Source organism: Laedolimicola ammoniilytica (assembly GCF_025567165.1).
GTDB classification, from domain to species: Bacteria; Bacillota; Clostridia; order Lachnospirales; family Lachnospiraceae; genus Laedolimicola; species Laedolimicola ammoniilytica.
Map to the genome: position 1 here is coordinate 5,365 of NZ_JAOQKC010000013.1, position 1,996 is coordinate 7,360.

Genomic DNA, 1,996 nt, shown 5'->3' on the forward strand with positions numbered 1-1,996 from the left:
GTTCCAGGCAAATGTCAATGCGATTCGTTTGCTGAAAGAGCTGGAAGCTGCCAGACAGCAGGCAAGCCCCGAACAGCAGGAGGTTCTTTCTCGATATGTGGGCTGGGGCGGTCTCTCTGATGCGTTTGACCCGGAGAAACCGGCATGGGCTTTAGAGTATGCTCAGCTAAAAGAGCTGCTGACCCCGGAGGAATATGCCGCCGCCAGAAGCTCTACCCTCAACGCCCATTACACCAGCCCTACGGTCATTCAGGCCATCTATGAAGCGGTGGACCGTATGGGATTTGAGACCGGAAATATTCTGGAGCCGTCTATGGGTGTGGGCAATTTCTTTGGTATGCTTCCGGAGAAAATGCGAAACAGCCGTCTGTACGGCGTGGAGCTGGACCCTGTTTCCGGGCGCATCGCAAAGCAGCTCTATCCCAAGGCGGACATCACAGTAGGCGGCTTTGAGACCACCGATAGGCGTGACTTCTTTGACCTTGCTATCGGCAATGTACCTTTCGGTCAGTATCAGGTCAACGACAAAGCCTACAACAAGCTGAATTTCAGTATTCATAACTATTTTTTTGCCAAAGCACTGGATCAGGTGCGTCCCGGCGGCGTGGTGGCCTTTGTCACCAGCCGCTATACGATGGACGCCAAGGATTCCACCGTGCGCCGCTATCTTGCCCAACGTGCCGAGTTGCTGGGAGCCATCCGTCTGCCCAATGACGCTTTCAAGAAAAACGCTGGTGCAGAGGTCGTTTCGGACATCATTTTCCTCCAAAAGCGGGACCGCCCGCTGGACATTGTGCCGGAATGGACTCAAACCGGACAGACGGAGGACAGATTTGCCATCAACCGGTATTTTATCGACCACCCGGAAATGGTGCTGGGCAGACAGGAGCCGGTAAGCACTGCACATGGTATGGACTACACCGTGAACCCTATCGAGGGACTGGAGCTTTCCGACCAGCTGCATGATGCGGTGAAGTATATTCATGGCACTTATCAGGAGGCAGAGCTGCCGGAGCTGGGCGAAGGCGAAGCTATTGACACCTCCATTCCTGCCGACCCCAATGTGAAGAACTATTCCTATGCCATTGTAGACGGGCAGGTGTATTACCGGGAAAACAGCCGTATGGTGCGCCCTGACCTCAACGCCACCGCAGAAGCCCGCGTAAAAGGTCTTGTGGGACTGCGTGATTGTGTGCAGGAACTGATCGACCTTCAGATGGATGCAGCGGTTCCGGACAGCACCATTCGGGAGAAGCAGGCGGAACTGAACAGTCTCTATGACAGCTTTTCTTCCAAATACGGTCTCATCAATGACCGTGCAAACCGTCTGGCCTATGCAGATGATTCTTCCTATTACCTGCTCTGTGCGCTGGAAGTCATCGACGAGGACGGGAAACTGGAACGTAAGGCAGATATGTTCACCAAGCGGACCATCAAGCCCCATCAGGCGGTGGCTGTGGTGGATACGGCAAGTGAAGCACTGGCGGTGTCCATCTCGGAAAAAGCCTGCGTGGATATGGACTATATGAGCCAGCTTACCGGAAAAACAAAAGAAGAACTGGCCGGAGAGCTGCAAGGCGTAATCTTCCGTGTACCGGGACAGTTGGAGCAGGACGGAACGCCCCATTATGTGACTGCTGATGAATACCTCTCTGGCAATGTACGCCGAAAACTGCGTCAAGCGCAGCGGGCGGCACAGCAGGACCCGGTTTATGCAGTCAATGTGGAAGCTCTTACCGCCGCCCAGCCCAAAGACCTGGATGCGTCGGAGATCGAGGTGCGTCTGGGCGCTACCTGGATTGACAAGGAATATATCCAGCAGTTTATGTATGAGACCTTTAATACCCCGTTTTATCTCCAACGCAGTATCGAGGTCAACTATTCGTCCTTTACCGCTGAATGGCAGATCAAGGGGAAATCTTCCGTATCCTACAACGATGTGGCAGCTTATACCACCTATGGGACCAGCCGTGCCAATGCCTACAAGATTTTGGAG

Annotated in this window: 1 pseudogene; it reads left to right on the forward strand. The window is 53.8% G+C overall.

The annotated features are described in order from the left end of the window. A pseudogene (locus OCV63_RS10455) lies at nt 1-1,996 on the forward strand (SNF2-related protein); the annotation flags it as partial.